Origin of the sequence: Pelagibius sp., from assembly GCF_028281305.1 — a bacterium.
In the GTDB taxonomy this organism is placed as follows: domain Bacteria; phylum Pseudomonadota; class Alphaproteobacteria; order Kiloniellales; family Kiloniellaceae; genus Pelagibius.
On the sequence record NZ_JANQKD010000108.1, the window covers coordinates 79,914 to 106,723 of the forward strand.

The window sequence follows — 26,810 nt, forward strand, 5'->3', positions numbered from 1 at the left end:
CGGCCGCGCCACCCACCTGCTTGGTCAGGCGGGCCGCTTCAGGTTCCCGTCGTTCTTCACCAGCGTCACGGCACCCTGCTCCAGCCGGAAGGTCCGCTCGGCAATCTCCGTCCAGGCTTCCCGGTGGGTGATGGCCAGGACCGTCATGTCGCGGCTCAGCGCATCGATGTTGCGGCAGATGTCGCGTTCCGTGCGCGGATCGAGCGCGCTGGTGACCTCGTCCAGAATCAAGAGCTTCGGCTTTGTGGCGAGGGCGCGTGCAAGCGCGATGCGCTGGCGCTGTCCGCCGGAGAGCTTCGCCCCCTTCTCGCCGACGACGGTGTAGGGGCCCTGGGGCATGGCGCTGACGAAATCCCAGGCCCCTGCGGCCTCCAGGGCTTCGCGCACCTCGGCCTCGCCGAGGTTCGGATCGCCGAGCGTAATGTTGGCGAGCACGGTATCGTGGAACAGGATCAGTTCCTGCGGCACATAGCCCACCAAGCTGCGCCAGGCCTGCAGGTCGATCTCGCCGAGAGGCACGCCGTCGATCAGAATGCGCCCGCTCTGCGGCTGGTGCAGCCCCAGCAGAAGGTCGATCAAGGTCGTCTTGCCGGACCCCGAGGCGCCGGTAATCACGGTCAGGCCGCCGGCCGGGACCTCCAGCGACACGGCGTCGAGGATCTTTTCGCTGTCGTGAGCGAAGGTCACAGACTCGAGGCCGCATCCGCGGACAAGACTTGGAACGGTGTGGCCCGGGTTCGGCTCCTCGGCGGCTGCGGCTTCCTCAATGAGCTCGCGCATCGACCAGTAGGGGCTTTCCAACAGGACCGCCTTCTGAAACTGGCGCTGCATCTTGCCGACGCTGGAGACCGCCTGATAGAGCAGGATGCCCATCACCATAAGCTGCGCAACGGGAACCTGCCAACGGGTGACGGCGAAGTAGAACCCGATGCCGATCACTATGACGACGAGCATCTCCTCGAGGTTTTTCAGAGCGTACTGACTGATCACCTGGCGCCGCAGCGCGCGCTTCAGCTGCCTGATCTTGCGCTCGAAGAGGTTGGCGAACTTGCCCGCCCTGGCCATCGCCTTGAGCGGTTTGATGTTGCTGAGGGCGTCGCTCAGATAGATCACCAGTTCCGAGGTGCGCTCCGTCTGCCGCCGCCCGGCTTTCTTTGTGATCCGTACCAGGAAGTGCAGCGACAATGCGATAACGCCGCCCACAGCCAGCGCCGCCAGCGCCAGCTGCCAGGACACCAGGGCGGCGACGACGCTGTAGACGACGGTCTGGATGGCGTTCACCTGAAAGTTCGCCGCCATCAGGTAGGCATGTCCCGAGCGCGTCGCATCGACACTGACCGCGTTGGCAATCCGCCCGACCGGCTGATGTGTGAAGTATCCCCAGCGCACCTTCAACAGCCGCCCGATCAGGTCGGCGCGCAGGCCGGTTGCGACTTCGGCAACCGCATAGCCGACGTAGGACATCGCCACGACCGTCAACAGGCACTTCAGGACGATGGCCCCGACCACGAGCGCCAGAAGCAGGCCGAGCTCGGGCTTCAGGCCGACGACCGCCAGGGCGCTCTCGACATAGCCGACAAGGACCGAGCCGTCCGCAGCGCCGTCGTTGATGGCCAGGGACAGCAGCGGCAGGAGGGAGGCAAGGCCGATGCCTTCGAAGATCCCGGCAAGCAGCAGACAGGCCAGAACCAGCCAGGGCTTGGTTCCCTCGGCGCCGTAGAAGATGCGCAGAATACCGATCATCGCCCATGTATTTGCGGTTATGCCGGAGGGGTCAAGGTCAATGTGGCCGGCGGGCCAGGGCCGTCCAGGCCCGTCCGGGCGGCCAATTGCCCTTACTTCAGGATCAAGCCCTGACCGGTGGGGACGTGAATCACCCTGCGCCCCAGGCTTTCCGCGGCCTCGTCCATGGCCTTTTTGGCGCCCGGACAGGTGCTGAACCCGTAGTCGTCGCAGATCAGTGCACCGCCCGGCACCAGCCGCGGAAAGAAGAAGAGGACCGAGTCCCGCGTCGGCTCGTAGAAGTCGACATCGACGCTGACCAGGCAGAACTGCTTGTCGGCCACCTCATCGAAGCGTTCCGGGATCCAGCCTTTGTAGAACATGGCATGGGGGTGCTCTGCCAGATTCCGGCGGGTGGCCTCCAGCGGGCTGGCGAACTCGCCGGCCTGCAGGGCCCGCACCTCTGTCGTCTTCGGCTTGTCGTGTTCGGTGGGCTCGGACAGGCCGCTGAAGGAATCGAAGATGTGATGCGCCCTGTCGTCCTCGAAGGCCGACATGATCACGTGGCTCGATGCGCCGCCCAGGGCCCCGCATTCGGCGGTTTCTCCGGTCAGGTGGCGCAGGCTGCGGGCCAGGTTGTACAGAAAGAACTGGCGTTCCTTGACACGCGGATAGCGCGGGTCGAAGCGGCGCATGACCGCCAGGAAGTCGCGGTCGTCCTGCCAGTTCGTGTGTTTGTTGTAGATCCTCATGTCCAGCCACTTGGCAAGCTGGTTCATGACATAGAACGAGAAGTCGCGCTTTTCGTGCGGCTCTCCGGTCAGGGATCGATAGCCGTAGCGCAGGAGTTTTCGTAGCTGCACAGGAAATGCCTCTTTCGGACGCGGCTCCGTGTTTGGCAGGATTTTCCTGGCACCGCAAGCCGCATGATCCGAAGCGTTTTCCCAAGCGTTCTGCGGGTGCCGCCCTCGGGCGCGGCACGCCGACTGCTGAGGCAAGGCAGCGGCGACGGCGGTGGCCGCGCCCCCCGGCGCGTGCCAGGCCGCCGCAATAGAGGCAGGCCGTCAGCGCAAGCCGGGGATCATTGCCGTCAGTTCGGCGCGGCGGTTGATGCCGAGCTTGGCATAGATGCGTTTGCGGTGGGTCTTTACCGTGTTCAGGCTGATGCCGAGGGCTTGCGCCACTTCGCCCTCGTCGCGGCTGCTGGCCAGGGTGCGTGCGACGCGCCACTCGCCGCGCGTCAGCCCCAGGGCCTTGCCCCACTCGCTCAGGCTTTGGATTGGCCGCGGGTCGGGATCGTTGATGGTGATCAGCGCCGTTGCCGCGATACCTGTGCTCCAGTAGACCTCGAACTCAAAGGGCGTGACCTCTGCCAGGTAGGGGCGCGCGCCGGAGGGGCGCTCGACGGCGATCACCGTCGGCTGGCTGGGCTGGCTCTCTTCGTTCTCGCCGAGGCGCTGGGCCAGGGCCTGCAGCAGCCCGCGCTGCCCCTGACCGGAGTCGAGCACCAGCTTGCCGGCGCGCACCGTCAGGCCGTCGGCGGTGGAGCTGAGGGTCTCGGCCAGCGCGTTCATGCGCACGACCTTGGCATTGCGGTCCACCAAGAAGGCGGCGCGTCCGATCTGGTCCAGCGCCTCGAAGGCAGCGTCCATCGTCGCACCCATCTGGGTGACGTGGCGCTCTACCTTGAGCCCGCGAATGACGTGGGTTGTGAGGGAGTCGAAGCGCGCAATCTCGAGATCGTCGAGGGGAACCCCGGTTTCGTCCCGGTTCAGCGCGAGCTTCAACTGCAGCTTGGAATCCAGGCGCGACGTGAAGCGCGTAAGGTGAAAGGAATCGGCTTCTCTGGCGAAGTCCCGGTAGTACTCGCTCTTCGCGAAGTCCCGCGGATCGCAGACGTCCTGCAGGCGTTGGATGGTCGGCGAAAAGGCGATCGGCACGCTGATCCGGAAGGGATCGAGGCGGTGGTAGTAGGCGAAGTAGCGCTCGATGAAGTTATCGAGATCGGTCGAGAGGTGTGCGGCGACCGGCATCGGCGTGATTTCCGAAGGGTCAAGACGCAGCTGCCAGAGCTCGCAGCGCTCCAATGCCAGGGCCGCAAAGGAAGCATCGAAGGCAGCGGCGATGGACCGCAAGGCCGCGCGCCAGGTGATCTCACCGGTTGAGGCGCGGTAGACCTGCTCGACAAGGCCATCGAAGGCTTGGCGATCGATTACCATGCGCCGGCGGCCGGGTCGGATGCAGGCGTGCCGCACGCAGCAAGTTGGACGTGCGCTCCTTCCGTACCGGGCCGCGCCTGCAAACCGAAGAATGCCGGGTACAGAATCGTCTCACTCTGAGCGGGCTTCGGTTGGAAAACGCCACCCGCCGCACAGACTCCCCCGCGGGCGCCCATCCAGGGACGCGCCGGCCGGCCGGCCTCTACGGCAAGTGTGAAAACGTTAAATTCCAACCCTCTACTCCCCGCCTGAAAGCTAGCGGTCGGAGAAGGGGCGGTGCGTCACCCTCAGGGGTGATTAGCTCGGCGCTGATGCAACTCCCCATAGTCTATGCGACTACGGTTAATTGCTTACGCGACCTTGTTGTTTGGCGTTGTCGGACCGGGTGAATGCTGGGCACCAAGCCACTTTTTTTGGCGCGGCCCGATCCGATGAGCGGAGTTGCGATCAGTGCTCTACGTCCCTTCGCCTGATCGCCGGATGCTCACTTACTCGATCATCCAGTTCCCTCTATTGTATGTGTTAAGGTCTCCCGTATTAAGTGCGTTTTATGTATATTTCTAATAAGATTCTGATTCTTATGCGTGTATATCAGATATTTTATGATTCAAATACGCTAAAAGCGGGCAAAATATCCGACACAATGCCCTAATAGGGCATTGTGTCGGACTGCAAAGTAATGAGTGCTAGGAGGCCAAACTATAAACTCTGTTTTTGGGCTTTCCGGTAATTTCACGGACAACCTCTTCGGCAATGAGTTCTTGTAAAAGCCAGTTCGAACCTTGGGCCGTCAGCTCCAGCCGGCGCTTTATGAAGCGCGTCGAGAGGGCCGGGTAGTTCAGGAACAGCCAGGCCAGATGAGGCAGGCGCGACCCCGCGCCATGGCGGGTCAGCAGTTCAACCAGGCGCGCGCGCCCGCGCGCAATGCTGTGGTGCTCGTCCAGGCCGGCATTCGCGGCTACCTGAACGGCTTCGCAGAATTGACGGATCCAGGCATCCAGCGGCGTGGCGCTGTCCAGGTGCCGACGGGTCTCCTGAAGGCCCGCAGCCAGGCAGACGGTCATGCCCTTCGTCTTGCCCCAATGCCAGAGCAGCAGGGGGGCCAGCAGCAGGCCGATCTCCGTGCCGTAATGATCGAGCGGCTTGATCCGCTGCCAGACACGCAAGGCCATGGCCGCGGCTGGGACCGCCGGCGTCGATTCCAATTCGCCGACCACGTCGAGCCAGCGCTGCAGGCGGTCCATGCTTGCCGTCCGCCGCCCATCTTCCGCGAGTTCCCCTTCCATCGCCTCATCGCTTTCCTCGCCCTCATCGAGGATCTCCATCAGGCGTTGCTCCAGGGCGAGAAGACCTTCCACGGTGAGCGTTTTCGCCGGCCCGGCCCGGCCGATCTGACGCCTCAACGACAGCAGGGCCTTGGCCTTGATCCAGGCGGCACTGGGGCGGCTTGGCAGGCTCTGGGCGTCGACCAGGACCAGATCTTCCATGGCGACCGCCTCGCCTTCGCGGGCGACCAGGGCCGAAACCTCCTTGAAGTCTGCGCGGCAGATCCAGGAGTGGCGCAGATCGCTGGAGAGGAGCTGTTGTTCCAGACGCGCCAGCCTGTCCTCGGCCAGGCTCCAGGCGCGCGCGAAGCTCTCCCACGGCAGGCCGAGGGCGTAACGCTTGCTCGGTCGTTCCGGGCCGCGCAGCAGGCGTTCGTGCTGCAGTTCATGCGTCAGGGCATTTGCTTTGACAGCGGCTGCTTGGGGGGAGGCCTGCATGGGTCGGTCCTTTTGCTGGAGGAGGGATCGGCGCGCCAGTTGACCGTGTACGGCACCCGTTCGGATGAGGGGGCCGTCTAGGTCACGATTGAACGCCACAGCGCGAAGGGACTTCCCGGTTCCTCGCGGGCGACCCAGCGGTAGGGCAGGGCGCGCCACGGCGAGACGCCGGGCCTGCGGTTGTCGAGTGCGTAGGTGCCGCGACTGGTATGGGCCAGGAGCACCGCATGGCCCTGCCCCGTCTCGGCGTAGCAGATTGCAAGGGTCAGGCTGTTGCGCGGCCATCCGAAACGCTTGACCAGCAGTTCCAGCTTTCGGATCGCAAAGTCTTCGCAGTCGCCGGATGCGGCCGCCGGCTCCCAGATTTCACGGCTGTCCAGGCGGAAGCGGACCTCGGTGTTGACCAGGCGGTTGACATGGTCCAGTTCCGCCTCGCGGATGCGGGTGGACGCCACGCTGGCCAGTGCCTTCTTGCCTGGATGCAAAGAGGGATGGTGCTTCAGCATTCTGAGCCACGCGCCGGGCGCGTTGGTGAAGTCGCCATTGCCGATCGGCGTCGACGGCGGCAGAGGCTCTGGCAGGATCGCGAGGTTTGCCCGTGCGCGCTGCGGCAGGAGCGTAAGCGCCAGCGCGCTTGCAGAGATGGCGAGAAATCGGCGTCTTGCCGGAAGAGGTCGTCGTGACGGCATCCGTGGCTCCTTCGCTCGACCGGCCGGCTGCGCGCAGACGCCTGTGGCGCGACTTGCTGTCCCGCGTCCGCCGCTGCCGTTCCCGGCCGGCTATGTCTGCTGCCTCTTCTGAGCTGCCCGCCTGGTGAGCTGCCCGCCCTGCCTGTGCGGTCGGTCCCGACCGCTTCCAGTGACTGCCGGGCGCAATCTATGCGTTCAGAGAGAGACCCAACGTTCTGTCGTGCCTCTAGACCTACGCCTTTGCAGAGACCCTGCCGTCACCCTGTGAGGTGACGTTAATCAAATGATTTGTTTAGGTATTGCCGGATGCTTTGGCTTAGGCGACGGGTGAAAATCACCCTCTAGGGTGACGCCTTGGCGCAACCCCCGGTCCTATGGTCACCAGTCGGGGATAGACCCAAGTGTGGACAGAAGGGGCACACCGAAAATGGAGCGAGTTGATGGCCATGGGCGCCTGGACGGCGTCATGGAACAGGACGCTGCGGACCTGCAGTCCGCGACGCCCAATGAACAGGAGCACCTGGCCAGCGCGCAGCAGCAGCTACACGGTCAGGCCCAGGCCGCGGTCGAAGTCGCCGCACCGAAAGCCGGTGAGACCATCACCATCGTCAGCGAGCCGGGTGCGGTCTACGCTCTCGACGTCCTCGCAGAGGACGCGCGCTTCCAGGTCGACGGTGAGGACATCGTCCTGATCTTCGATGCCGACGGTGACGGCACCGCGGACTCCCGGATTGTCTTTCTGAAGCTCGCCGGCATGGCCGAGGAGGCGGATGCACCGCTGCTCCAGGTCGCGGGTGTGGACTATGACGTCTCCGCCCTGCTCGAGGTGGCGTTTGCCCTTCCGGAGGGCGCGGAGCCGGGGTCACTGCCGCAGACTCCGGCAGGCCCGCCTGCGGAAACCGCGGGTGGTGAGGGCAGCCCGGCCGCCAAAGGCGGCGGTGCGACCCAGTATCAGGACAACCTCGGCGAAACGGTCGTCTCCGAAGCCATTGACGCGCTCGCCGGCGTGGGCGCGCCCACCGCTGCGACAGGAGTTTCTTCCGGAAGCGTATTCACGGGCCTGCCCCTGCTCGTCAGCGACGCGCCGGAGATCTTCGTGGCGTCGTCGCCGGTATCCGGCGACAGCGGTCCCACTGTCGAGACCGTCGCCGGCCAGGTGGTCGACGGCTATATCGCCAATGCAACGGTGTTCCGGGACGCCAATGGAAACGGCGAGCTGGATGAGGGGGAGGTCTTCGGGACTACCGACATCAACGGCAACTTCTCGCTGACCGGGGGTAGCGGGCCACTGATCGCGATCGGCGGTACGGACGTTTCCACAGGCCTGGCTTTCGAGGGCGTGCTGAAGGCGCCGGAAGGGGCGACGGTCATCACCCCGCTGACGACCCTGGTGCAGCAGCTTGTCGAAGGCGGTACCGATGCCGGGGCGGCCGAAACCCAGGTCAAGCAAGCCTTGGGAATCGACGAGGGCTTCGATCTGAACAACACCGATCCGGTTGCCGCCGCTGCCGGCGGCGATACCGAGGCGCTCGAAGTCGTCAAGGCCGGCATCCAGGTCGCCAACACGGCGGTGCAGGTCACCGCCGCACTGGAGGGCGCCGGCGCGACCGATGCGGAAGCAGCATCGGACGCCGCCTTCCAGGCGATCGCGGACAAGATCGCGCAAGAGGGGACCGGTACCGATCTCAGTGACGACGGACAGGTTGGTGATGTCCTGGGCGACGCTGCGCAGACCCATCAGGACAACACCGGCGAAACCACGGCCGACGATCTGAGCCCGGATGACATCGCTAACGCGACGAGCGTCATCACCACGACGAACGAGGTCGTGGAGGATATCGACATCGATGAGAACAGCGATGCCGTCGAGGTGCTGACCGATCTGGCTGAAGTCGCTCAGGTGGCTCAGGATGACGCCTCGGAGGCCATCGAGCAGGCGGTCGAGAATGATGACGGTTCAGCCGTCGAGAACTTCGACGACACGTCGGAGATCGAAGTCGCGGCCGAAAACGCCGAAGTCGGCGACGTCGACGGCGCGGATGTGCTGGACGACGGCGACAATGTCACCGTCGGTGGTGACGGCGGTGACAGCTTCGACGGCCTCGGTGGCAATGACAGTATAAGCGGCGGCGGCGGCACGGATGCGATATCCGGCGGCGCGGGCAACGATACACTCGACGGCGGTGACGGGGCAGACGTTCTGCAAGGCGGCGCGGGAGACGACAGCATCCTCGGCGGCGCGGGCAACGACGACATCATCGGCAACGCCGGCAGCGACACCATCGACGGCGGCGCCGACATCGATGTGGCGCGCTACGACGCCGACGTCAGGGGCTTTACCTTTGCCGGCGGCGACGGTGGTGAGATCCTGGTCACCGAGACCGCCACCGGCGACACCGACACCATCACCAATGTCGAGAGTCTGACCTTCGGTGACACCGCGGTGCTGTTGGTCGGCACGGGGCATCCCTTCGCCTCCATCCAGGACGCGATCGATGCCGCCGACGAGGGCGACGTCATCCTGGTGGCGGACGGGAGCTACGGTCCCATCACCATCGACAAGTCCCTGACGCTTCTGGCAATTGGCGATGGCGTTACGATCACCGGCGCCGGCGTCAATCAGGGTTCTGCCGTTCGCATCGAATCCGGAGTCGACGATGTCGTTCTCGGCGGCCCGGGCAATGGGTTCGATATCGAGACCGGGAACGGCGACCTGGCCGCGGTCTATGTGGTCGGCGACAATGAGGACGTCGTTATTGAAGGCAACAGCATGCTCGGCATTGCGGGCCATGCGTTGTTGACCGGCGGGCAGATCGACGGCCTGACAGTGCGTGGCAACGACCTTTCCGGCGAGGGACCCGCTGCCGTCGCCTACAACAACGGCGAGGCCAGCCTGGGCGCCGCCAATGCCTCCAGCGACGTGCGCTTTATCGACAACACGATCAGCGGTGGTGATAACGCCGGCCTGCTGTTGGGCATCGAGGCCGGCGACGCTGTCATTACCGGCAACACCTTCAATGGGGAAACCGCGGATTTCGGCCTGCTGGAGATCTTCGGCGAGAACGCCGTCATCACCGGCAACGACTTCAATGGCGGCGGCTTCGTGCCGGCGATCCGCGACAGCTTCGACAACTACGATGACGACGGTCTGATCGTCGGCAACAGTTTCGAGGGTGTGGCGGTCCCGGTGCTTAGCCCGGATGCGGCGATCACGATTGACGCCGACCAATTGGGCGATGAAGTAACGGCACTGGATATCTCGAGCCTTAGTGGCGTAGCCGCAACCTTCACCAGTCTGGGCAACCTGATCGAGATCACCACATCGAACGGTCAGAGCGTCCAGTTGGACGGCGGGCAGATCGCCGCGGCTTTCCCGGACGCCAGTCCTCTGGCGACCGATCAGAGCCTCACCATCGCCGGAGATGCTGCGGTCGCGATTGTCAACGCCGGCCTGACGCTGCCGAACGACGGGACGGCGCCGAGCGTGAGCAATCTCCTGGCGCTGGAATTCGACGGACTGGATGCCGAGCAATCCCGGATCCCGGAGAGCCTGACGGTCGACGGCAGCCACGCCAATGCTTTCGCGGCTTTCTGGATCTTCCTGGATCAGAGCTACGTGAGTGGCGGCAGCTTCCTGAACCTGCCTGTCAACACCGACTTCGCCTATCTGGGCAACGACTACGTTCGCTATCTGAACGCGGGTGGCGAAGCGCTGCTGGATCTGGTGAAAGTGTCCGATGACCGGCAGCAGACTCTGCACGACAACCTGCTGGGCAATCTGGGCGATGGGCCGATTGCGGACCGCTTTACCAACCTGGCACCCGAAAATCAGCCGGACCCCCGGACCGAAGCCGCCAAGGAGTTCGGCGACCGCCCCTATCACGCGGGCAACGTCACGGAGGTTAACGGCGAGCTCGTCTATTCCGACTTCTTGGCGGCCTCCGGGACCGTTGGCTGGGACCTCGCCCACGGTATCGACTATCCCGACGGCCTGCCTGCGCCCTATGACGTGCTCGATGGCGACAACGTCCTGACCGGCGCGAGCCAGGATTACTTCTTTGGCGGTGGCGGCAACGATACGATCACTGGAGACGACGGCGAGGACACGGCTTCCTACTTCGGCGAGCGCCTCGATTTCGACATCTCCGGAGACAGCGAAGGTGGCGTCACCGTAACCGACGGAAACGCGAACGACGGTGACGAGGGCAGCGACAGCCTCTCCGACATCGAGACACTGCAGTTTGCCGACGGGACGATGAGGTTCGAGGCGGCCCTGCAGCGGGGCGTCCCGGAAACCACCGCGGGCGGTGGCGACGAGAACAGCGACAACTTCCACCCCGGGACCGGCAATTCCAACGAGAACTTCGTCGTCCACGACAATACCGAGGCGCAGATCGAGGTCGCCATCAAGGCCAAGGTCCGCTTCCAGGGTGACCCGGACTCGGAGGGCCTGACCTACTTCGTCGAGACCGGCGTCACGCCGGGGTCCTCGACGGGGCTCTGGAACTTCGACTACAGCATCGTGGACTACGGCGCCGCCGATATTTCCGGAGACACCTACAGCATCTCCATCGTGGCCGACTTTACGGACGTCCACGGCAACACGACCCAAGGGGTTATGGTCTTCGACCCCATCGTCCATCGGACGGAGACCGGCGAGGACTACTATCAGGATGCCAGCGGCGCGACGGACGGGCTGCAGAACTCGCAGAACATCGGCTGGTACTTTAACGACTACGATCCCTCGGCGCCCGGCAGCTACGACTTCGTGCTGACGGTCCGTGACGCAGAGTCGGGTGAGGTTGTTGGCCAGAGCGAGATGCGCGTCGAAGTGTCGGCAAACTTCGAAGTTATCGAAGGGGAGTCGATCCAGGCCGCAATTGATGCAGCCTCAGACGGCGATACCATTCTGGTAGGTCCCGGCACCTACGATGAAAACCTGACGATCGACAAGCAGATCACCCTGATCGGTGCGCAAAGCGGGATCGATCCCACCGGGGGCGGCGGCCGCGGCGGCGCGGAGACCGTGATCAACGGGAACATCGCGGTCACGGTGGGCGCCGACAACGCGACCATCGACGGCTTTACGCTCAACAAAGGTGCGGGCAACGTCGGCATCAGCCTGGAGGCCGGTGCCACCGACATTACGATCCAGAACAATATCCTCAACGGCGGTGCCGTCGACGACTTCAGTGCTGGTACGCGCGGCATCATCAACGCCGACAACGGCGGCAACACGGGCCTGACGGTCAGTCAGAACAGTTTCAGCGGCTGGCGCACCGGCCTCTATGTGGAAGAAGGCGCGCCCGGGGCGGTCATCTCCGGCAACGACTTCGACGGAAACCTGGTCGGTCTGGCCTTCGAGGAGCCGGACGGTCAGGTGGTCACCGGCAACAGCTTCACCAACAATCAGCAGGAAGGCATCGGGCTTGGCGCCAAGGACGGCAGCCGTGAGGTGGTCCTGGACGGCAACACCTTTGCCGGGAATGGCGGCCAGCCGGTCGGTGTCTACAGCGACGGTGACGGGATCACGGTGACGAGCAACGACGCCGGAACGGGAGGGGTCCTGGTGCTGCAAGACGGCGCCACCGACGTCGAGCTTCTTGGCGAGGGCGGGCTCTCTGTGACCGGTAACAGCGGTGACAACGAAATCACCGGCAACAACGGCGCCAATGCCCTCGATGGAGCCGGCGGGGCGGACACTCTGGCGGGCGGCTTCGGCGACGACTCTCTGGTTGGCGGCGAAGGCAACGATGTCCTCTATGGCAATGGCGACGACACCTCTGCCACTTTCTCGACGGACTTCAGCGAGTTCGACACAGGGCCGATAACCGATGGCGAAAACGACTGGATCCTGCGGGGCAACGCCGACCGCGACCAGGAGATCGTCGATCTGGGCGGGGACAGAGGGAATGTGTTTCGGATCTCCAGCGACCCTTCCATAACAGACTTCGCCGGGCCCTATTCGCCTGTTGTGAAGAACAGCTCGGGTGAGGCGGAAACCGTTGGGGAGCCGCTGACGTCAGCCGACTTCGATACCATTCGCGTCACCTACGACTTCAGACCCGTCAGCGACATGCCGGACTCGTCCCGTGTCGAGGTGGACTTCGGCCGCGTCGGCAGCGCCGACCGGATCAACTTCATGGTCCTTGAATGGGATGCCAGCGTCGGCTTGCGGATTGCAGCCAATGAGCCCACGACGACCAACGATCAGTGGTATACCAACGACTATACCGCCTTTTCCGGCAATCGGACGGTGGTCGAGGGATTGGATGTCGACGGTGCGCAGTGGCATCAGTTGGAGATGGTGCTGCGTTTCAACGACGGTGCGGACAACGATGTGATCGAGATTTACCTCGACGGTCAGTTGATCGGTACCAGCACGACCTTCGAGAACTACTGGAATTGGCTTGACGACGATCACGACGCCAATGCCGAGACTAATCAGGCTGTCGGCCTGTTCTTCCGGCCGAGCGGCAGCGGCGCCGCCGCCGACGGCGATGGCGGTGACAATCAGGGCTTCTACTTCGACAACCTGGAGATCACCGCCACAAGTTCTGCCACCGATCACGACGATCTGAGCGGTGGTGCGGGCGACGACACAATGGTTGGCGGCGCCGGCGATGACACGATCGATGGCGGGGCGGACTTCGATACGGCAGTCTTCTCAGGCAACCGGGATCAGTACGAAGTCAGCATCGCTGACACGACGATCACGGTTACCGGCCCGGACGGCACCGACAGCCTGACAGGCATCGAGGAGGTGCGGTTCGACGACCAGTCCATCTTCGTGGTGACGGACGGCCAGTCGATCCAGGCCGCCATCGATGCGGCCTCCGACGGCGATACCATTATTGTGCGTCCCGGCACCTACGCTGAGACCCTGGACATCGACAAGCAGGTCACGCTGCTCGGCGTGCAGTCCGGCGTCGATCCCAACGGGGACAGCCGCAGTGGCGCCGAGACGACAATCACCGGCGGCATCCTCCTGCGCGACGGCGCCGACGGCACGACGATCGACGGCTTCACTCTTCAGGAGGGCAACGGCAATCTGCAAGGCCAGAAGGCGGGGATCTATCTGGCCAGCGGTGCGGCGGACATCACGATTCAGAACAACATCCTGACACACACCAACAACGATGCGCTGACCGATGGGTTCCGGGGCATTCTGGGGACCTCCAACGGCGGCAACACCGGTCTGACTATCAGTCAGAACAGCTTCACCGGCTGGTCGTCGGGCGTGTTCATCAATCCGGGTGCGACAGACGCGCTTGTCTCCAACAACACCTTTGATGGCAACTTCGTCGGGATGTCGATCGATGGGCCCGATGGCGCTGTCGTCACGAACAACAGCTTCACCAACAACCCTTACGAGGGACTGGGTCTCGGGCCTGGGGAAGCCAATCCGACGGTGACGCTGGACGGCAACAGCTTCTCGGGCAATGGCACGCTCGACGGAGACCGTTCCATCGGCGTTTACGACGATATCGAAGTTACCAGCAATGATCCGAACACAGACGCCGCCCTTGAGTTGATGGACGGCTATGCGACCGGCATCGTTCTGAGCGGGACCGCGCCGCTCTCCGTAATCGGCAACGATGCGGCGAACGACATCGAAGGCAACGATGGCGCCAACCTGCTCGACGGAGAGGATGCGGGCGACACCATCGACGGCGGTGGCGGCGACGATACGGTGATCGGCGGTCTCGGCGACGACGACCTGGCGGGCGATGACGGGGCTGATATCCTCTATGGCGGCGAGGGCAACGATACCCTCTACGGTGATGCCGGCAGCGACACGCTGTTTGGCGGTGCCGACAACGACACCTTCGCCTACGAAACCCTGCTTGATGCCGGCGACCTGATCGACGGCTTCGATGCCGAAGGGGCCGACAGCATCGATCTGGACGCACTCTTCGACGCGCTCGGGGTTGATACGGCTGACCGCGGCGCGCGTGTCCAGGTTCTGCAGGACGGGACAGGGGCGGATGCGACGATCCTGATCGACAGCGATCCCTCCACGGCAGGGTTCGAGGTTACCCTTGCGACTGTGGTGAACGTCACCGGCGACCTGACGGTCGACGACTTGGTCTTGTCGGTGCCCTAGGGTGGGTGCGGGTGAAGGGGCGGCGTGGAGGCGCGTGCCATCCGTAAGCCAATCACCCCCCGGGGTGATTGGCCGGGCGGCCGGGCCTGCTAGAAGACTCCTGGGGCAAGCATTCAGAACATAGCCTCATAATCGCACCCAAGGCGACGAGGGTGGACCGTTCGACCCCACTAGGGACCCTATCGCCTTTCCTGGCGCCGGGCAGCGAGCCCCCTCAAGCTCCTCAACTGCCCGGCGCTTCTCTCTCCGACCGCAGACGTCCGAGCAGCGCCCTGCCGCAGACAGTAGCGGTCATTTTTGGGGCAGCACGCCATGACACTGGACATTTGTGTTGATTTGCCTACAAACCGCGGCCAGAGAACTCGCGCAGAACGAGTGGTCCGGTAGCGTCAATGGAACGGTTGTTGTGGCATGGGTGAGTGTACCGGCGGAGCAGCGTCAAGGCCCCTGTAGAGCGCGGGGTGTGCATGCAGAGCGCTGAACAGAACGCCGAAAGATCCAACAAGGTCTACGACCGGAATGCGGAAGCTCTGACCTTCGGTACGGAAGGGCGGGCAACGGGCTGCTCCTCACGCACAGTGGGAGGGCGTCCGCGGCTTGGTGGTGGATCCGGAAAGTTTCGATAGAGCGCTGGACCAGGTCTACCGTGCAACGACGGGGGAGGTGGACTGGCATGACGCGCTTCTGCGCATTGCATCCACCTTCGGTGCCGCCTGTGCTGCGGTGGCGGTCGAGCGCAGCGACATAGCGCAGATCCGCCACGACCCCCTGAGCATTGCCCCGACGCCAGAGACTCTTCACAGCAGCCTGCAGACCCGGGATATCGGGGAACTTTACTACGCCCGATATCACCGGCTTGACCCCTTCAGAGCACAGGTCGGGGTTGCGCTGACCCCCTCCGTGCTGCGCATGCATGACGTCTGTGATGTGGCCGCGTTTGCGCGCAGCGAATACTACCAGGACCTCTGCCGGCGCATCGACTGCTTCCACCTCGGCCGCTTTACCGCGCGGTTCGACGCCGACAGCCAGCTCAGGATCGTCGTCAACCGGAGCCGCAAGTCCGAGCCCTTCGACGAGCGGGAACTGGCGCTCTTCCAGGCCCTGGGCGGCCATGTCGCCCGGGCGCTCCGCATACAGCGCCAGGTGACCCAGATGGGCGCGACGCTGGTCGCCGCGCTGGAGGCTCTGGGCCGTAACGGGCGCGCCGCCTTTCTTGTCGACCGCAGTGCCAGGATCTCGCAGATGAACGCAAAGGCGGAGGCGATCTGCACCCAGGGCGACGGACTGACCGCCCGCCACGGCCGGCTGGTGCCGCAGGAAGCCGATGCACAAAGGCAACTGCGCGCTGCCCTGTCCTTTCAGCTCGGCGAGGGCCCGACGACGGCGCCCAAGGGGCCGACCTTCGTTGTGATCCACCGCGCCTCCGCCGCGATGCCTTTTGTGGCGGAGGTCACGCCCTTTGCCTTCGACGTCCTGTGGAGCACGCCGGTTGCGGCCACGGCTTTGGTGACCATAGAGGATCCGGACTCCCAGCGGCCGATTGTCTCGGAGGGTGTGGCCGCCGCGCTGAGCCTGACCCGCGGCGAGACGCGCGTTGCCGGCTTGCTGGCGGGCGGGCGCAGCGAGCGGGAGATTGCCGATGCCCTGGCCGTCAGCCTCAACACGGTGAAGACCCACCGCAAGCGCATCTACGCCAAGCTCGGGGTTGCCCGCCGCGCGGAGCTGGCGGCGATTCTCAACGCCCGCCGCTAGGCAGGGCCGGCGCCCTGAACGGCGACCAGCAGAGGGGTGACGCCGAAGTTGACCGGCGCGGCAGTGGCTCTCAGGCTTGTGCTGTCGAGGCCTCCTGAGGCGGATCTGCAGGCCGGCGCGGGCGGCAGTGGCGCTGCAGTTCCGTGCGATCCCGCTGCTTGACCTGGTGGTCCCGCGGGAGCTCCGGGAAGAGGCGGAATTCGAAGCGCTGGCCCGGGCTGATGTCGCGGGTCTGGCCGCGGTAAGCGATGGTGATCGGATGTGCCGTCACCGTGCGGCTGGTGATCGAGAGTTTCTCCTGCGTCGCTTCCAGGTCCAGCGTCTGTCCGCGGTAGCGCACCGTGGTCTTCAGCCCTGTCAGTTCCTCCGGCAGGCGCGGATTGAACGTCAGGACGTTGGTGCGCGGCTCGATGCCCAGATAGCAGCGCTGCATAAGATCGATGGTGCCCGCCATGGCGCCGAGATGGATGCCTTCGGCGGTGGTGCCGCCCTGCAGGTCGGCGATATCGCTGTTAAGGGCCTGATTGAACAGCTCCCAGGAGCGGCTGCGGTCGGCGCGCGCCAGCACCCAGGCATGCGTAACCCAACTGAGGGTCGATCCGTGGGAGGTGCGCTGCATGTGGTAACGGATCGTGTTGATGATCATGTCGGGCGTGAAGTCGTAGCCCAGGCGCGCGAAGATCTCCGTCAGCTCTTCGGCGGAGAAGAGGAAGAACAGCATCAGCACATCGGCCTGCTTGGAGACCTTGTAGTCGTTCGGGTCGGCCCCCTCCTGGTCGAGGATGCGGTCGAGCCGCTCGATGTGGCCGTATTTCTCGCGGTAGACCTCCCAGTCGAATTCCTTCAGGCGGTCATAGCCTTCGAACTGACAGATGACGCCGTCCCCGTCGAAGGGAACCATGAGGTTGCGGCTGAGGTCGTCCCAGTGGCCCAGCTCCTCGGCGGTCAGGCCAAGCTTGTCGCAGAGCTCGCGGCGGCGCGTGTCGGGCAGCAAGTCCAGGGCGTCCAGCGTGCGGGTCAGGGACCAGGCGACCATGACGTTGGTATAGGCGTTGTTGTCGAGGCCGCCGGCCTCGCTCGGGTCCTTGCCGGGGTAGGCGGTATGAAACTCGTCCGGGCCCATGACGCCGCGGATGGCGTAGCGTCCGCTGGCGGCGTCATAGCTGGCGATGCTGGCCCAGAAGCGGGCGATCTCCAGCATCAGCTCGGCGCCGAAGTCGTAGAGGAACTCCCGGTCCTCGGTCACCTGGTAGTACTGCCAGACGTTGAAGGTGATAGCGGCGTTGATGTGGCGCTGGCGGTGGGAGTTGTCGGGAATCCATTGGCCGGACATGGGGTTGAGGTGAAAGCGCTGGCACTCTTCCCGCCCGTCGCTGCCGCTCTGCCAGGGAAACATCGCGCCGCGGAAACCCGCCTCATGGGCGGCGCGCCGCGCTTCGTTCAGGCGGCGAAAGCGGTACCGCAGCAGAGCCCGCGTGAGGACCGGTTTGCGCAGATTGAGAAAGGGAAAGATGAAGAGCTCGTCCCACATGATCTTGCCGCGGTAGGCTTCGCCGTGCCAGCCCCGGGGCGGCACGCCGACATCAAGATCGACCGAGTGGGTGGAGACAGTCTGCAGCAGGTGGAAGATGTGCAGGCGCAGCTTCATCTCCACCTGGGAGTTGGCCGTGGTCTCGATCTCGATGCCGCACTCCTCCCAGAGATGCTTCCAGGCGCTGCGATGGGCCTGCAGGAGGTCCTCGAAGGATCCGGCGTGTCGGCACTCCTGCAGGGCTGCGATGCCGGGCTCCGAGATCGCCGCGTCGTGGCCGGTGTAGAGGGAGACGATCTTCTCGACCCGCAGCTCCCGCCCCTCCTCGGCATCCAGCGTAATGTCCTGGCCGATGAAGTCGGGCAGGCGTTCCAGCGTTTTCCTGGCCGGCAAAAGCCCCAGTCCGTTAAAAATTCGCGTGCGGGCGACTTCGACGATCTCCCGCCGGCTTTGCACCATGCGGCTGCGCAAAAGGATGGTGTCGTCGCCGGTCTCCGTCGTTTCCACCGTCTCCAGATGACGGCTGTTCAGCGCGCTGTAGCGGGGGACGCCTGCATTGGTGACGCCGCCGTCGAGGGCGGAGCGGACGGTGAGCTTGCCTGCCCAGTTCTCTGGCGTCAGCCGCAGTTCGATGCCGGCCAGGTGGGAGTTGCTCATGGAGACGAAGCGCCGTTCATCCACGCGCGTGATGCGGTCCTCTGAGTCTTTGACCCGCAGGCTGCGGCGCAGGATGCCTTCTTTCAGCGAGAGCTCCTGGCGGTAGTCCAGGTATTCAACCTCGCCCGGGCGCAGCCAGGGGCCGTCGCCGATACGGAACACCAGCGGCAGCCAGTTGGGGACGTTGACCAGATCCTCGTTTTCGATCTCGTGGCCGGCGATCTCCGTGGTCAGCCTGTTGTAGCCGCCGGCGAGGTAGCTGCCTGGGTAGTGCGTCCCATCGGCGAGCGCGTCGGGCGCCGCGCCGCGGGTTGCGAAGTAGCCGTTGCCCAGTGTGCAGAGCGTCTCCCGCAGCCCCTGCTGCTGTGGAACGAAGCCGTCGTAAACCAGGAACCAGTCGTTCATTGCGCAAGCTCCCCCCGGAGGAAGGCCGACAACGCGGCCAGAAGTGTTTCCGCCTCCTGCGGGTTGCGCAGAAGGTAATCGGCAGCGCCGTCGAGCGGCTGCTCGGCAACCAGAAAGGAAAGCCCCTTGCCGCGCAGCGCCCGAAAGGCGTCGAAATCCGTTTCGTCGTCGCCGATGTAGATCGGCAGGACCTCGTCTCCTTCAAGCTCGAGGGCCTCGAGCAGCCAGAGCACCGCCTTGCCTTTGTCCCAATCGATGTTCGGCCGCAGTTCGAAGACCTTCTTGCCGCCGGTCTTGCGCAGCAGCGGGTGCTGCGCCATCACCGCGTCCACGGCTTCTTCCACGCGCGGCACGTCCTGCGGCTTCACGAGACGGAAGTGGACGGCCAAGGCAAGCTTCTTGTCCTCCACCAGAACGCCTTCGATCCCGGCGACGCGGTGACCGATCTCGGTAGCCGCGCGCTTCACCTCGGGAACAAAGGCTTCCCCTTCCTCGTGCTGGATCTCGGTGCCCTCCGGGCCGACGATGTCGAAGCCGTGCGAGCCCGCGTAGACGATCTCCTCCAGGTCGACCAGGTCGGCGACATTGCCGCGCTCGCGGCCGGAGACGATGACCACGGTGCAGGCCCGCGCCAGGGTCCGCAGGGTGCTGCGCATGCTGTCCGACAGGACGGCAAGATCGGGACGGGCGACGATCGGCGTCAGCGTGCCGTCGTAATCCAGGAAGACGGCAAGCCTGCGTGTGCCGATTCGGGACTTGATGTCATCCAGCTTTTCGAGAGCGGGGGGAGCGGGCTGCATCCTGTTCTCCAGCGTATGGCCGTCGCTTCTGTCCGGCGCCCCATCGAGAGCATCCGGATCTGGGGCGTCCGCGTCACCGAGATGGAGTTCGCTGAGGTCGGAAACGACGACGTCGGCGCCCGCCCGCTGCAGAAGTCTGGGATTTCCGTCGCGACTGACACCGACGACCAGGCCGAAACGGCCGGCGCGCCCCGCCTCGATGCCGGAGACCGCATCCTCCACCACCGCGGCTCTCTCCGGCCTTGAGCCGACGCGCCGCGCCGCCTCCAGGTAGGTGTCCGGCGAGGGCTTGCCGTCCAGCCAGCATTCGCGCGCCACGATGCCATCGACTTTGGCGTCGAAGAGCTGTGCGACACCGGCGGCCTCCAGCACCTCGCGACCGTTGCGGCTGGAGGTGACGACGGCCACTTTCAGGCCGAGGCGGCGGATCTTGTGAATGAAGTCGACCGAACTCGGATAGGTGGTCACACCGTTCTGGCGGATTGCCTTCAGGAAGAGCTGGTTCTTCCGGTTGCCGAGACCGCAGACCGTTTCCTTGTCGGGCGGGTCACGGTCATGGCCATGTGGCAGCGAGATGCCCCGCGACTCCAAAAAGCTGGCAACCCCTTCGTAGCGCGGTTTGCCGTCCACGAACTGCTTGTAGTCATGGTCGAGATCGAAAGGGACAAAGCCCGCACTCAGCCGTGATGCCCGTTCGCGCAGGAACGCGTCGAACATCTCCTTCCAGGAGTTCGCGTGAACCTCCGCTGTCTCGGTGATGACGCCGTCCAGGTCCAGGAGAATGGCATCAAGGTCATCAAGGCTCGCCGCCGGGCCTTTGGGCTCTTGGTCCGCCTGCTGGTCATCCTCTTCCGCAGTCCGGTTTTCCATACCGCTCATGGTCATTACTGCACTCGCTTCTGGTTCAGGCGCAAACAGGCAAGAGGCAATCAACAGACGATCTTGGGGGTTCGGTCGGATCAGGCGGCTCGGGTTTCTCCCACTGCGCTGCTGTCGGCGGACGCCTCGGCCAGCGCGTCAAGAAAGGCGTTGCGCCAGGCGTGAACGTCGTGCGTGTCGAGATGGAGCTTCATCTGGCGCCAGCGCCGGCGCCGTTCGGCCAAGGGCATCTCAAGGGCGTCCTGAATGGCCTCGGCGGTCGAGGAGATGTCGAAGGGATTGACCAGAAGCGCTTCGGTCAGCTCCTGAGCCGAACCGGCGAAACGCGAAAGGATGAGCACGCCCGGGTCTTCCGGGTCCTGTGCAGCAATGTACTCCTTGGCGACCAGGTTCATGCCGTCGCGCAACGGGGTGACCAGCCCGACCCGGCTGACCCGGTAGAGGGCAGCGAGCTGCTTCTGGCTGAAAGTCCGGTTGAGATAGTGAATGGGCGTCCAGTCGAAGCTGCCGAAGCGGCCGTTGATGCTGCCGGAAAGGCCCTCCAACTGGCTGCGCATCTCACGGTACTCGGGAACCGACTCGCGCGACGGCGCGGCAACCTGGATCAGGGAAATATGTCCGCGCAGCGCCGGCGTGCGGTCGAGAGCGGTGGCAAAGGCCCGCAGACGCTCCGCGAGGCCCTTGGTGTAGTCCAGGCGCTCGACGCCGCAGATCCACTGGCGGTCGCCCATGAAGTCGCGCAGCTGGTCGGCGGTTTCCTCGACTTCCTCGGACTGGGCCATCTCCGCAAAGGCGGCGGTGTCGAGGCTGACCGGAAAGGCGTCGACCTGGGTCACATGGTCCCCCATTCTCAGGCTGCCGTCGGCGCCCGGCTCCGCATCCAGGAACTCGGCCACGGCGTGGCGGAAGTTCTCCGCGCAGGCTTCGGTCTGGAAGCCGACCAGATCGTAAAAGCAGAGATCGGCCAGCAGCTCGCGATAGCACGGCAGGGCCGCGAAGGTCTGCGGCGGCGGAAAGGGGATGTGCAGGAAGAATCCGAGCGGGCCCTCGACGCCTCTGTGCCGCAGGTGCTTGCCCAGCGGGATCAGGTGGTAGTCCTGGACCCAGATGGTGTCGTCGTCCTTGAGCAGCGGGGTCAGAACCTCCGCGAAGCGGCGGTTGACGCTGCGGTAGGTGTCGAAGGCCTTGCGTTCCGGCCGGCAGATGTCGAGGCGGCCGTGGAAGACGGGCCAGAGGGTCCGGTTCGAGAACTCCTCGTAGTAGCCGCGCAGTTCCGCGCGGCAGAGATCAAGCGTGGCGAGCGAGAAGCCGTCATGCTGGTTGACCCGCCAGTCGGATCCGGGGGCTTCCGTAACCTTCCCGCTCCAGCCGAACCAGAGCCCGCCGCTTTCCTCGAGCGCGGATTTCAGGGCCACAGACAGCCCGCCAGCGGGATCCTGTGAACGCAGTGTAGGGACACGATTTGAGACGATGACCAGACGTTCCATGGGGGGGTGCTTTCCCTGTTCTGGACGTCTTCGCCGGTGCAGCGCCGACACAATGAGTTGACGCGCTGCCGCCTGAACGAAGTCGCCAGCCAAGCCGCGATGAACCTCTGCTTTTGTTCTTTAGGTGATCGTTGCGCATGGCGTTGTTCGAGTGACGATTTGATCAACCTATCGCGCGTTTACGTTGGGTCTGCCTTGATCTGGCGCAAGGGTTCGCCCAAAGACAATTGTTCCTTGTTGTCTTGCCGTCGATCCGTGCGGTCGGCCTCAGCGGTCCGCCAGGCTGTCCCTGCCCAGGTCTGCCGTTTCGGAGGGCGTTGCCCGCCGGCTCAGCACCGCCTGAATGGCGTCGATCAGTTGCAGCTTGCCGCTCCACCCCACATCGCGTGGGGTTATATGAGAGAAGCCGTCGATGACGAAAACCTCGCTGTCCGGGACCGCATCAGCCAGGGCCAGGCTCTCGCTGTAGGGGATCATCGGATCCAGCCGCCCATGGACCAGAACCAGACGGCCGGCCAGGACGTCCAGGTCGTCGCCGCGCAACGAGAGGCCTTCGAGCTGGGCCGTCACGGAGGCCGGCAGGGCGGCCAGGAGCTCCGGGACCCTGTCGGGATCGCGGTTGGTGATCAGGCGCAGCAGCGCCAGCCCCTCCGGCCCCAGGCCGTCCTCGCCTGCGCGCCGCAAAAGGACTTCTGTCCCTTCCTGGCAGCCTTGGAAGCAACGCTCGCTGATGCGTTCCAGGATCGCGCGGTCGCCGGGGTTGTCGAGCACTACAGCGTTGCTGGCCAGGAACACCCACTTGGCCTCTTCCAACGGATCGCCGGCCCGCCACGGACCGCTGCCCCGCAGCCGGTAGCGTCCGGTGGTGGCATAGGTCACCACAGCCGCCGTGTCGTAGTAGCCGCCGACGCCGACGAGAAAGTGCAGGGGCGCTTCCGCGCGCACGTCCCGGCTGGCGATGGCCGCCAGGCCGACGGCATAAGAGATGGCGACCACGGCCACGCCCTGCTCCGCGGCCTCGGGCCGCAGGGCGGCAAGCTGCACCATCGCCGCACCGATGTCCTGCGTGTCTTCCAGGCGCACGCGCAGCTGGCGGGAACCGGGAACGTCCGGAACGAGGACGAGAAAGCGTGCCCGCGCCAGGCTGGTGGCCAGGTTGACGACCCGCGGATCGTCCTTGCCCTCGCGGGTGAAGCCGGGCACCAGAACCAGGGCGCCGCCGATGGGCTGGTGCGGTTCATAGAGATCGGCGCGGGTCTCGCTATCCCCGACCGGGTACCGCAGGGTTGTCCGGCTGGGCCGCGGCGTCTGCTCCTTCAGCGCCGATTGGCGGCTGCCGGCATCGATGTCGCGCAGCAGGCGCGTCGCCTCCCAGCTTTGCTGTGAAACGCAGCCGCCCAGGATCACAGCGAGAAGCCCCAGGCCGCCGGCGATTGCGGCAGTCCGCAGTCCGAAGGTGGTGTTTAGGATTCGCGTCCGCGCGTTGCGCACTGCAGTCATGGCTCCCGGTGGTTGCGGTTCAGACCGTGAAGAGGGTTCCTGATACGGCAGCAGCTTCCGACGGGGTGATGATCTGGGTCAAGGCTGACGCCGTGCCCTGCCCTTAGGCTGCTTTCAAAACCCGCGGAGTCGGACATTCAAAGGGGACCGGAGGAGTGGCATGCAGGCCGAGCCCAGCCTGGCGGCGGACGGTGGTTTGCGGCGCCCGTCGATCACCGCCAGAGGACTGACGAAGGTTTACCGCACTGGAGAGGTGGAGGTGCACGCCCTGCGGGGGGTCGACCTTACGCTTTTTCAGTCGGAGCTGGTGGTGCTGCTGGGTCCTTCGGGCAGCGGCAAGTCGACACTGCTGAACATCCTTGGCGGGCTCGACCGGCCGACGGCGGGCCAGGTCTTCTTCGATGGCGAGGAACTGACTGCCTTCGACGAGTCGACGCTGACCCGCTACCGCCGCGACTACGTCGGTTTCGTGTTCCAGTTCTACAACCTCATTCCCAGTCTGACGGCGCGGGAAAACGTGGCCCTGGTGACCGAGATCGCGCCCAAGCCGATCACCCCGGAGGAGGCACTGGGCCTGGTTGGCCTCGGCGAGCGCCTCGACCACTTTCCGGCACAGCTCTCCGGCGGTGAGCAGCAGCGCGTCGCCATTGCCCGCGCCATTGCCAAACAGCCGCGAATCCTATTGTGCGACGAGCCGACCGGCGCGCTCGACAGCAAGAGCGGCACCATCGTTCTCGAGGCCATTCAGCGGGTGAACGAAGAGCTGGGGACGACCACCGCGCTGATTACGCACAATGCCATCATCGCCGAGATGGCCGATCGCGTGATCTCTTTCGCTGACGGCCACATCTCGGAGACCCGCGACAATCCAAGCAAGCGCCGAGCCTCCGAGATGACCTGGTAGGCCGGGCGATGTCGGCGCTCAATCGCAAACTGCGGCGCGACCTCTGGCGCCTGCGCGGCCAGATGCTCGCCATCGCCCTGATCGTCGCCTCCGGTGTCGGCGTGCTCATCATGTCCCTGAGCTCTCACGAGGCGCTGCGCGAAACCGCGGAGGCCTACTACGAACGCTATCGTTTCGCGCAGGTCTTCGCCGAGGTGAAGCGCGCGCCCCGTTCCATGGAATCGAAGATCGCGGAACTGCCCGGCGTTCAGGCCGTGGAGACCCGTATCGCCGAGTTTGCCGTGGTCGATGTCGAAGGTTTCGAGGAGCCGATCATCGGTCAGTTCGTTTCCGTCCCCGAACGCGGTCAGCCCCTGCTCAACCGCCTGGCCCTGCGCAGCGGCCGCTGGATCGCACCGGATCGGGTCGACGAGGTGATCGTCAACGAGCCCTTCGCGGAAGCCCACGGTCTGATCCCCGGGGACAGCTTCCAGGCAGTGCTGCGCGGCAACAAGCGCACCCTGACCGTGGTCGGCACCGCGCTGTCGCCCGAGTTCGTCTATGCCATCGGTCCCGGCGCCCTGATGCCCGATTCAGAGCGCTTCGGCGTCTTCTGGATGGGGCGCGAGGCCCTGGCGGCGGCCTACGACCTGGAGGACTCCTTCAACGACGTTGCGCTTTCGCTGCTGCGCGGCACCGAGCCGACAGCGGTGATCGAGCGGCTCGACAGCCTGCTGGAAGACTATGGCGGCATCGGGGCCTATGCCCGCAAGGATCAGATCTCCAACTGGTTCATCATGAGCGAACTGGAGCAGCTGCGCAGCATGTCGGCCATACTGCCCACCATCTTTCTGGGCGTGGCGGCCTTTCTGACCAACATGGTGCTGGCCCGCCTGATCGCCATCGAGCGTACCGAGATCGGTCTGCTGAAGGCTTTCGGCTACAGCAATCTCGCCGTCGGCTGGCACTACGCGAAGCTGGTCATGGTGATGGCCGGTCTCGGCGTCCTGCTGGGCTGGGCTCTGGGCTACGGCCTCGGCTACATGAACACGCAGATCTATGCCGAGCAGTTCCGTTTCCCGTTTCTGCTTTTTCGTCCCGGGCCGGGGTCCTTCGCGACGGCTGCGGCCGTCAGCATGGCGGCGGCGTTGCTGGGGGCGGTGGGCGGTGTACGCGGCGCCGTTTCCCTGGCGCCGGCGGAAGCCATGCGCCCGCCCGCGCCGCCCAGTTTCCAAAGGGGCGCCATGGGCAAGAGCCGTGCCGCTGCGGCCCTCGATCAGCCGACGCGCATGATCTTCCGGCAGATTCTGCGCTGGCCGCTGCGTGCCTTTCTGACCGCCTCGGGTATTGCCATGGCCGTGGCAGTCATGATCTCGACGCTGCAGTGGTTCGATTCCATCGACCACATGGCGCACGTCAACTTTTTCGAATCGCAGCACCAGGATGCCACGATCGGCCTGGTCGAGGCTGAGCACGAGTCGATCGTGCGGGAACTGGCCGGCCTGCCGGGCGTGCTTGCGGTTGAACCACAGCGTATCGTAACCGCCGTGTTCCGTGCCGGCACGCGCATGCATCGCGGCTCGCTGACCGGTATTGTGCCGGACGCCCGTCTGCAGCCCATCTACGACACCTCCGGCCAGGTGGTCGACCTGCCGCCCAGCGGCCTGGTGCTCTCCAGCATGCTGGCGGAGAAGCTCGCCGTGTCGCCGGGCGACCAGATCTGGGTAGAGGTTCTGGAGGGGCGCCGTCCGACCCTTCAGTTCCCGGTGGCGGCCGTTTTCGAGACCTATCTCGGCATGCCGGCCTACATCGACAAGGAGGCGTTGAACCGCCGCCTGCTTGAGCCGCGCCGTGCCCAGTTCCTGGGGTTGTTGATCGACGAGGCCGAGCAGTCGGCGCTCTTTGCCGAACTGAAGGATCTGCCCGAGGTCTCGGCGGTGATGATGCGGCGCGCCGCGGTAGACACCTTTCACGAGACCCTGGCGCGCACCTTGACGATCTTCGTGTCCTTCTTCAGCGTGTTCTCCTGCACCCTGGCATTCGGTGTGGTCTACAACACGGCGCGCATCGCCCTGTCCGAGCGCGGCCGAGAGTTGGCGACGCTGCGCGTCCTTGGATTCACCCGCTGGGAGATCTCCTACATTCTTTTGGGCGAGGTCGGCCTCACGGTCTTCTTCGGTCTGCCGCTCGGCTGCCTGGCCGGCTTCGGGCTGACATGGCTGATCACCAGCGCCTTCGAAACCGAGCTTTACCGGGTCCCGCTGGTCATCGATCCCTCGACCTTCGGGCTGGCTGTGGTGGTTGTGCTTCTGGCCGCGGTGGTCTCCGGCCTTCTGGTGCGTGAGCGGCTCGACGCGCTCGACCTGATCGCCGTGTTGAAGACCCGGGAGTGATGCACTTGAGCAAGAGGAGCAGA

At 64.9% G+C, this 26,810-nt stretch carries 13 protein-coding genes; 4 read left to right on the top strand and 9 right to left on the bottom strand.

Annotation, left to right across the window (positions count from 1 at the left end):
- Positions 1-24: 24 nt before the first annotated feature.
- The 5 genes from Q0982_RS20510 to Q0982_RS20530 all read right to left on the bottom strand — a co-directional run bounded on the left by Q0982_RS20510 (position 25) and on the right by Q0982_RS20530 (position 6,393).
- Positions 25-1,743: an ABC transporter ATP-binding protein gene (locus Q0982_RS20510; RefSeq protein ID WP_299399145.1), complete on the bottom strand. Its 1,719-nt coding sequence runs from the start codon at positions 1,741-1,743 to the stop codon at positions 25-27.
- 92 nt (positions 1,744-1,835) lie between these two features.
- Complete coding sequence (locus Q0982_RS20515) at positions 1,836-2,585, bottom strand: TylF/MycF/NovP-related O-methyltransferase (RefSeq protein WP_299399146.1); 750 nt, start codon at positions 2,583-2,585, stop codon at positions 1,836-1,838.
- Positions 2,586-2,786: 201 nt separating this feature from the next.
- Complete coding sequence (locus Q0982_RS20520; protein WP_299399148.1) at positions 2,787-3,941, bottom strand: helix-turn-helix transcriptional regulator; 1,155 nt, start codon at positions 3,939-3,941, stop codon at positions 2,787-2,789.
- Positions 3,942-4,627: 686 nt separating this feature from the next.
- Entirely contained in the window at positions 4,628-5,704 is a 1,077-nt protein-coding gene (locus tag Q0982_RS20525; protein WP_299399150.1) for a DUF1612 domain-containing protein, read from the bottom strand.
- Positions 5,705-5,781: 77 nt separating this feature from the next.
- Complete coding sequence (locus Q0982_RS20530; protein ID WP_299399151.1) at positions 5,782-6,393, bottom strand: transglutaminase-like cysteine peptidase; 612 nt, start codon at positions 6,391-6,393, stop codon at positions 5,782-5,784.
- Between the two features lie 427 nt (positions 6,394-6,820).
- Between Q0982_RS20530 and Q0982_RS20535 the strand changes: the two genes are divergently transcribed.
- Positions 6,821-14,500: a right-handed parallel beta-helix repeat-containing protein gene (locus Q0982_RS20535; RefSeq protein WP_299399152.1), complete on the top strand. Its 7,680-nt coding sequence runs from the start codon at positions 6,821-6,823 to the stop codon at positions 14,498-14,500.
- A 600-nt stretch (positions 14,501-15,100) separates the two neighbouring features.
- A complete protein-coding gene (locus Q0982_RS20540; RefSeq protein ID WP_299399153.1) occupies positions 15,101-16,252 on the top strand; it encodes a helix-turn-helix transcriptional regulator in 1,152 nt (383 codons plus the stop codon).
- Positions 16,253-16,322: 70 nt separating this feature from the next.
- Here Q0982_RS20540 and Q0982_RS20545 read toward each other — a convergent pair whose 3' ends face one another.
- From Q0982_RS20545 to Q0982_RS20560, 4 genes are all read right to left on the bottom strand, one after another.
- The gene (locus Q0982_RS20545) at positions 16,323-18,845 is read right to left on the bottom strand and encodes a glycoside hydrolase family 65 protein (RefSeq protein WP_299399154.1); all 2,523 of its coding nucleotides are present in this window, start codon (positions 18,843-18,845) and stop codon (positions 16,323-16,325) included.
- Positions 18,842-20,524, bottom strand: a complete 1,683-nt coding sequence (otsB, locus tag Q0982_RS20550; protein ID WP_299399155.1) for a trehalose-phosphatase — start codon at positions 20,522-20,524, stop codon at positions 18,842-18,844. The genes Q0982_RS20545 and otsB overlap by 4 nt, the downstream gene beginning before the upstream one ends.
- A gap of 80 nt (positions 20,525-20,604) precedes the next feature.
- Entirely contained in the window at positions 20,605-22,011 is a 1,407-nt protein-coding gene (locus Q0982_RS20555) for a trehalose-6-phosphate synthase (protein WP_299399156.1), read from the bottom strand.
- 267 nt (positions 22,012-22,278) lie between these two features.
- A complete protein-coding gene (locus Q0982_RS20560) occupies positions 22,279-23,511 on the bottom strand; it encodes an alpha/beta fold hydrolase (RefSeq protein ID WP_299399157.1) in 1,233 nt (410 codons plus the stop codon).
- 160 nt (positions 23,512-23,671) lie between these two features.
- Here Q0982_RS20560 and Q0982_RS20565 point away from each other — a divergent pair, with 160 nt between their 5' ends.
- Both Q0982_RS20565 and Q0982_RS20570 read left to right on the top strand, forming a co-directional pair.
- Positions 23,672-24,415: an ABC transporter ATP-binding protein gene (locus tag Q0982_RS20565; RefSeq protein WP_299399158.1), complete on the top strand. Its 744-nt coding sequence runs from the start codon at positions 23,672-23,674 to the stop codon at positions 24,413-24,415.
- Positions 24,416-24,423: 8 nt separating this feature from the next.
- Positions 24,424-26,787 carry an ABC transporter permease gene (locus tag Q0982_RS20570; protein WP_299399159.1) on the top strand — a complete coding sequence of 788 codons (2,364 nt, stop codon included), beginning with the start codon at positions 24,424-24,426 and terminating at the stop codon, positions 26,785-26,787.
- Positions 26,788-26,810: the final 23 nt, after the last annotated feature.